Genomic DNA, 6559 nt, shown 5'->3' with positions numbered 1-6559 from the left:
TTTGCTCCGGAACATGTCGTGCTCTTCTTGTGTTTGTATGATTTAGGTGATGAGGAACGCCACAAGGCTATTACTCGTAACCGCGTTCCTCAGGTGGAGGGACGTTATTTGCAAACTTGCGCGTTGCTTAGTTTGCGTTAGTGGTAGATTGTTTGCTTCTACAGGAGATTTGATGTAAAAGGTGTAGAATTTTATAGTTGTCTGTACTATAATGAAGATAATACTTGATTCGTATGTATACTATGAGGTGTTACTATGAAAGAATTAACATATTTTAATGGCGAGATGGTAGAGTCTGGCGCCAAGGTGGTTAGTCTTGATGATAGAGGATATTGTTTTGGTGATGGTGTATACGAGGTAGTGCGGGTGTATAATGGTCGCGCTTTTGCCTTTTCCTACCATCAAGATCGCTTGTATCGTTCGATGCGTGAAATGGACATTCCTGTGCGCATGCCACCTGATGAGTTGCAAGAGTTGCACGAAATCATGATTGAACAAAGTGAAATTACTGATGGATATATTTACTTACAGATTACTCGTGGGGTAACACCACGTCATCATGCGTTTGAGCGTTCTAAATTAGAACCGCAAATGTATATGTTTATTAAACCGATTACAACGGATTTAGGGGCCTTGCAAGAAGGTGTAAAAGCCATTACCTTGCCTGATGAACGGTGGGCTCGTGTAGACATCAAAACACTAAACTTAATTCCTAATATTTTGGCACAAACAAAAGCCGAGAAAAAAGGTGCTTATACAGCTATTTTAGTGCGTGATGGCATTGTTACAGAAGGGGCTACATCTAATGTATTTGTGATGAAAGATGGTGTGTGTTATACGCATCCAGCCAACCATCATATTTTAAAGGGTATCACCCGTCAGTTAGTGGTAACTCGTGTAGCACCAACAGCAGGGATTACGATTATTGAGCGTGAATTTGATGAAGCTTTCCTAAAAGATGCAGACGAAATCTTCTTCACCGATACCATTGGTGGCATTATTCCGATTACCACCTTGAATCGTGAACCTGTAGGTGATGGTAAACCAGGTAAAGCAGCAAAAGTATTAGCTGAACAATTACAACATTTAATGGAAGAAGGGTTAGCATAATGTCAGTCAAAACGATAACAGGAAGTGCCTTACTCTTAGCAATTGCTTTGCTAAGCCAAGGATTTCTTCGCATGATTATTCCTATGCACGGTTTGGTGCAATTTTTAGTGGGCTCCATCGTAGGTGCTTGTACGGCACTAGCTACCTGGCGCTATGGTTTGTGGAGTGGATTCGTTGTAGCTTGTGTAACGCCCCTCATGGCATTTTTACAAGGTATGTTGACCATACCTTTATTTGTGCCTGTGGTGGCTATTGGTAGCATGGCATATGCAATTACTGTAAAGGTATTAGGAACAAAACGTGTATGGATGACAGCTATTACAGGGGCTATCGTAAAAAGTGTAGTTCTTTATGGTTTATTCTTGGCACTATTCCAATTGATGCCGGGCATTCCTGAAGCGATGCAAAAAGGCATCTTGTTCAGCATGGGCTGGCCACAGCTGATTACTGGTAGTTGTGGTATTTTCTTAGCTGCATTTATTGCAAAACGTGGTGGTATTAAGCTACAGAAACAAGACTAGCTAGTATGTGAATTGTATGTAAGGGAGTGTATTTCATCATTATATAATAAGTATATAGTGAGTTAACATAGGGGCCCCTACCTAGGCGGGAGCACGTTTGTTATAAAGAGTAAGCACCTCTGAATATGGAGTTATAGATTTAAGTTATAAAAGACGATAGGCAAGTAGTATAGTGGGAATTATTGACAGTCTGTCTACTCACATTGTACAATTTATGCATACCCGAGAGCTCTTAGGTAACTGAGGGCTCTTTTTTATTTAGTTTGAAAAGGAGAGGATTTCATGATAGAACTTAAACAGATTCGAAAAGTCTATGAAGGTGCTGTCCGCGTGGAAGCCTTGAAAGAAATTAATGTAACTATAGAAGAAGGCGAAATTTTTGGCGTTATTGGTCAATCTGGGGCCGGTAAATCTACCTTGATTCGTTGTATCAATATGTTGGAACGTCCTACATCTGGATCCGTTATTGTGGACGGTGTAGATTTAACGAAGTTGAACACAGTAGAATTACGTGAAGAACGTAAACACATTGGTATGATTTTCCAACACTTTAATTTACTTTCATCCCGCACAGTATACGACAATGTAGCATTTCCATTGGAATTGCAAGGATTGTCAAAAGAAGAAATTAGAGAACGTATTTTACCAATTCTAGACATCGTGAAACTGTCGGATCGTTTAGACAACTATCCGTCCCAATTATCCGGTGGTCAAAAACAACGTGTTGGTATTGCCCGTGCCTTAGCCAGCAATCCAAAAGTGTTATTATGCGATGAAGCTACGTCAGCTCTTGACCCACAAACAACAAAATCTATTTTAGCCTTGTTGAAAGACATCAATCGTCGATTAAACTTGACCATTGTCTTGATTACTCATGAAATGAATGTTATTAAAGAGATTTGTGATCGTGTAGCTGTTATTGAAGGTGGTACGATTATTGAAGAAGGTCCTGTAGTGGATGTATTTACAGAACCAAAAGAAGCCACAACGAAAGAATTCGTGTCTGCCATCATCCGTCATGACTTGCCAGAAGATGCCATTGCTCATTTAACATTGAATGAAACTTGGGTAGAAGGGGCTAATCCGATTGTACGATTGACTTTCAAAGGCAATGTAACAGATGAACCTGTAGTGGCAAGCATTATCCGTAAATTTGATACAGATGTAAGTATCTTGTTTGGCGGTGTAGATTATATTCAAGATATGAGCTTTGGTCATTTGATCGTAGAATTAAAAGGGGAGCGCGCTAAATCAGAAGCGGCTATCGACTACTTACATAATTTACCAATTGGAAGCGAGGTGATCGGTTATGTCACAGCAAATCATTAATTTATTGCTACAAGGTTTCTTAGAAACTGTACAAATGACGGTGATTTCCACTGTAGTAGCCGTTCTGTTAGGGGTTCCATTGGGCGTAATTTTAGTTATCACCAGCCGTGGTCATATCATGCAAAATGAATCGGTGAATAAAGTGCTAGGTGCTATCGTAAATGCCACACGTTCCATTCCGTTCATCATTTTAATGGTAGCCATCATTCCATTTACTCGATTAGTAGCAGGTACATCTATTGGTACGACTGCAGCTTGCGTGCCATTGACCTTAGCAGCCATTCCATTCTTGGCTCGTTTGGTAGAAACAGCGATCAAAGAAGTGAATGGAGGTGTTATCGAGGCAGCTCAATCCATGGGGGCTACACCATTGCAGATTATTTGGAAAGTGTTGTTGCCAGAAGCGTTACCAACATTAATCGATAATATTACAGTCTTAATCGTTAACTTAATTAGCTATTCTGCTATGGCAGGTGCTATTGGTGGTGGCGGTCTTGGGGATATTGCGATTCGCTATGGATACCAACGTTTCCAAGGAGATGTGATGTTAGCCACTATCATCATCTTAATTGTATTAGTACAAGTCATCCAAAGTGTAGGTGACTATTTATCCCGTAAAGTGAATAAAAAATAAAGGAGATACTATGAAGCGTATTTTAGTCGGCTTATTAGCCATTGCATCTTTAGTGTTACTATTAGCAGGATGCGGTAAAGAAGAAGCGAAACCAACAGCAGATGCACCGATCAAAGTAGGTGTAACAGCAGGTCCTCATGCAAAAGTTATGGAATTTGTAAAAGGTGAAGCAGCAAAACAAGGATTGAACATCGAAATCGTTGAGTTCAGCGATTATATTCAACCGAATATTGCCTTAGATCAAAAAGAATTGAATGTGAACTCTTTCCAACATCAACCATTCTTGGATAACACAGTAAAAGATAAAGGCTTGAAAATTCAATCTATCGGCAAAACTATTTTGTTACCAATGGCAATTTACTCTAACAAATATAAAGATTTAAAAGATGTACCAAATGGCGCTACTGTAGCGATTCCTAACGATCCTACCAATGGTGGTCGTGCCTTGTTATTATTACAACAAGCAGGTTTGATTACATTAAAAGACGGTGGCACTGTAAAATCTTCCGTAGCAGATATTACAAGCAATCCTAAAAACATTGATATTCGTGAATTAGAAGCGGCACAAATTGCTCGTTCCCTAAATGATGTTGATGTAGCAGCAGTGAATACAAACTATGCAATTCCAGCAGGTTTGAACCCACAAAAAGATGCTGTTGTAGTGGAAAGCACAGATTCTCCATATGCTAATGTAATTGCTGTTCGCACAGAAGATGTAAATAATGAAACATATAAAAAATTATTGTCCATTTACCAATCTGAACCAGTACGTAAATTCATTCAAGAAGAATTCAAAGGATCCATTATCCCAGCGTTCTAAGTGAAAAGAATCAGCAAACAATTATACAATAGAGGGTAGTTGATATAGGAGTATCAACTGCCCTCTGTTTTTTGTACAAGAACAATGAATTAATGATATATGTATGATATTTCCTATGGTATAATGGTAGTGAAGTAAAGTACATTCTAAATAGAATTATGAAGGAGTAGAAGGTTGAATCAAAAACTTAAGAATCCAATGCATGACCAGTTATTTCGGGCAGTCTTGTCGTTGGGAACACTAGAAGAATGTTATGAATTTTTTGAAGATATTTGTACCATTGGAGAATTAAAATCTATCTCTCAACGCTTAGAAGTGGCACGACTGTTAAAAGCAGGTACAGGGTATGAGCAAATTGTAGAATTAACAGGAGCTAGTACGGCGACCATAAGCCGTGTGAAACGGTGCTTAAATTATGGTGCCGATGGATATAATAAAATTTTGCCTCGTATTGAGGACTAGAGGATACAATAAGACATCAACGTGATGTATATAAGAGAGGAGGGCTCACACTATGGAAGGTGATTTACTCATAGGTATCATACTATTTTTTGCAGGAGCCCTAGCGGGGTTTATTGATTCCATTGTAGGTGGAGGTGGGTTGATTTCGTTACCCGCTTTGATGCTGACGAATATGCCGGTGGCCATGTGCTTAGGGACCAATAAATTATCTAGTGTCTTTGGATCTGGCACAGCAATGATTAACTTCGCCAGAAACAAATTGGTAGATTGGACATTCGTGAAATGGATCATGCCATTCACTCTGCTTATCTCCATGGTAGGCGCCTATATAGCAGTGTATGTGCCAGGCACATTTTTAAAACCCCTGATTATTGTATTATTGTTGGCAGTATTCATTGTGGTGCTTACCAAAAAAGATTGGGGTACCATAGCACAAGTGGAACGTAAATCAGGATGGAAATTACTTGCTTATGTAGCAGTGGCTATCGTTATCGGCTTATATGATGGATTTCTTGGCCCTGGCACAGGGATGTTTTTAATATTTTATTTCTTGTTTATGGGCTATGATTTCTTAGGCGCATCAGGAAATGCCAAAGTATTAAATACAGTGAGTAACTTTGGGTCCTTGATGGTGTTCATCTATATGGATCAAGTGAACTATGGTTATGGTTTAGCAGTTGCAGCGGGACAAATTATTGGCGCTACTGCGGGATCAAAGTTAGCCATGGTGAAAGGCGCAGGACTAGTGAGATTTTTGTTTATCGCTATGTCTCTGACAATGTTAATGAAATTGTCCTATGACTATTTACTTTCACAGGGAATTATATAGTAGGAGTAACTATGCAAAAATTTAGTGATAATCAAGTAGCATTAATTAGCGGTGGCACATCGGGCATAGGCTTTGCTACTGCAGAATTGTTGTTAAAGCAAGGCTGGTGTGTGGTGATTAACGGCCGCAATGAATGGGATGGACAAGAAGCGGTGGTAAAATTGCGCCGTATTTCCTCGAAAGTACGATTTGTGCAAGGAGATGTAAGTAAGGTTATGAATTGCCGTCGTATTGTGGAAGATACGATTCGTTTGTTTGGCAATTTAAATGCCTTAGTAACGGCAGCTGGGTATTATGAAGAGCGACTATTGGAAGATGTGGATGAGCAAAACTTTGATGAGATGTTTGGAACCAATGTAAAAGGTACCGTTTTTTTATGCCAAGCCGCAGCACCGTACTTGAAACAAGTGCATGGTAGTATTGTGACCATATCAAGTGATGCAGGACTACAAGGTAATGTGGCGTGCACTGTGTACGGAGCATCCAAAGGGGCTGTAGTGAGTTTTACGAAATCACTGTCCTTAGAAATGGCACCTCATCGTGTTCGCGTTAATTGTGTATGTCCTGGTGATGTAGACACTTCATTAGTGGCAAAACAATTAGCCAATGAACCATCGGGGGATATTGTGAAAGCTAAGGAAGAAATGGCTTTACACTATCCATTAGGACGGATTGCTCAACCGCGAGAAGTAGGCGAAGTCATTGCGTTTCTTATCAGTGAGAAAGCATCTTTCGTAACGGGTGCAGCTTGGACTGTAGACGGTGGACTAACAAGTTGGTAATTCATTGAGAAATTTGATACAATAAGGGTAATAAGTACATTTACACTTAATGTTTTGTGGTCAGTATAGGAG

At 39.6% G+C, this 6559-nt stretch carries 9 protein-coding genes; 8 read left to right on the top strand and 1 reads right to left on the bottom strand.

The genetic code is table 11. The features are described from left to right. Positions 1 to 42 precede the first annotated feature (42 nt). Complete coding sequence (locus HMPREF3032_RS07750; RefSeq protein ID WP_369813339.1) at positions 43 to 213, bottom strand: hypothetical protein; 171 nt, start codon at positions 211 to 213, stop codon at positions 43 to 45. A 42-nt stretch (positions 214 to 255) separates the two neighbouring features. On the opposite strand from HMPREF3032_RS07750, the gene dat reads away from it, so the two are divergent. The 8 genes from dat (at position 256) to HMPREF3032_RS01635 (ending at position 6487) form a co-directional block, all read left to right on the top strand. After that, positions 256 to 1110: a D-amino-acid transaminase gene (gene dat / locus HMPREF3032_RS01670; protein ID WP_009352893.1), complete on the top strand. Its 855-nt coding sequence runs from the start codon at positions 256 to 258 to the stop codon at positions 1108 to 1110. Then, entirely contained in the window at positions 1110 to 1631 is a 522-nt protein-coding gene (locus HMPREF3032_RS01665; protein ID WP_009352874.1) for an ECF transporter S component, read from the top strand. Before dat ends, HMPREF3032_RS01665 begins: the two co-directional genes overlap by 1 nt. 282 nt (positions 1632 to 1913) lie before the next feature. Then, positions 1914 to 2960: a methionine ABC transporter ATP-binding protein gene (locus tag HMPREF3032_RS01660; protein ID WP_062401334.1), complete on the top strand. Its 1047-nt coding sequence runs from the start codon at positions 1914 to 1916 to the stop codon at positions 2958 to 2960. Continuing rightward, positions 2941 to 3594, top strand: a complete 654-nt coding sequence (locus tag HMPREF3032_RS01655; RefSeq protein ID WP_062401332.1) for a methionine ABC transporter permease — start codon at positions 2941 to 2943, stop codon at positions 3592 to 3594. Before HMPREF3032_RS01660 ends, HMPREF3032_RS01655 begins: the two co-directional genes overlap by 20 nt. 10 nt (positions 3595 to 3604) lie before the next feature. Then, positions 3605 to 4414, top strand: a complete 810-nt coding sequence (locus tag HMPREF3032_RS01650; protein WP_062401331.1) for a MetQ/NlpA family ABC transporter substrate-binding protein — start codon at positions 3605 to 3607, stop codon at positions 4412 to 4414. A 198-nt stretch (positions 4415 to 4612) separates the two neighbouring features. Then, on the top strand, positions 4613 to 4876 hold the full coding sequence (locus HMPREF3032_RS01645; RefSeq protein ID WP_062401329.1) for a YerC/YecD family TrpR-related protein: 264 nt from the start codon (positions 4613 to 4615) through the stop codon (positions 4874 to 4876). A gap of 52 nt (positions 4877 to 4928) precedes the next feature. Continuing rightward, the gene (locus HMPREF3032_RS01640; protein WP_062401327.1) at positions 4929 to 5705 is read left to right on the top strand and encodes a TSUP family transporter; all 777 of its coding nucleotides are present in this window, start codon (positions 4929 to 4931) and stop codon (positions 5703 to 5705) included. Positions 5706 to 5716: 11 nt separating this feature from the next. Next, on the top strand, positions 5717 to 6487 hold the full coding sequence (locus tag HMPREF3032_RS01635) for an SDR family NAD(P)-dependent oxidoreductase (protein ID WP_009352933.1): 771 nt from the start codon (positions 5717 to 5719) through the stop codon (positions 6485 to 6487). Positions 6488 to 6559 lie beyond the last annotated feature (72 nt).

Origin of the sequence: Veillonella sp. DNF00869, from assembly GCF_001553345.1 — a bacterium.
Lineage (GTDB): Bacteria > Bacillota > Negativicutes > Veillonellales > Veillonellaceae > F0422.
This window is presented reverse-complemented; position numbering and strand designations above follow the sequence as displayed.

Excerpts from the sequence above, each read along its gene's own strand:
- dat (WP_009352893.1), top strand. The coding sequence starts at position 256 with ATGAAAGAATTAACATATTTTAATGGCGAGATGGTAGAGTCTGGCGCC.
- HMPREF3032_RS01665 (WP_009352874.1), top strand. The coding sequence starts at position 1,110 with ATGTCAGTCAAAACGATAACAGGAAGTGCCTTACTCTTAGCAATTGCT.
- HMPREF3032_RS01660 (WP_062401334.1), top strand. The coding sequence starts at position 1,914 with ATGATAGAACTTAAACAGATTCGAAAAGTCTATGAAGGTGCTGTCCGC.
- HMPREF3032_RS01655 (WP_062401332.1), top strand. The coding sequence starts at position 2,941 with ATGTCACAGCAAATCATTAATTTATTGCTACAAGGTTTCTTAGAAACT.
- HMPREF3032_RS01650 (WP_062401331.1), top strand. The coding sequence starts at position 3,605 with ATGAAGCGTATTTTAGTCGGCTTATTAGCCATTGCATCTTTAGTGTTA.
- HMPREF3032_RS01645 (WP_062401329.1), top strand. The coding sequence starts at position 4,613 with ATGCATGACCAGTTATTTCGGGCAGTCTTGTCGTTGGGAACACTAGAA.
- HMPREF3032_RS01640 (WP_062401327.1), top strand. The coding sequence starts at position 4,929 with ATGGAAGGTGATTTACTCATAGGTATCATACTATTTTTTGCAGGAGCC.
- HMPREF3032_RS01635 (WP_009352933.1), top strand. The coding sequence starts at position 5,717 with ATGCAAAAATTTAGTGATAATCAAGTAGCATTAATTAGCGGTGGCACA.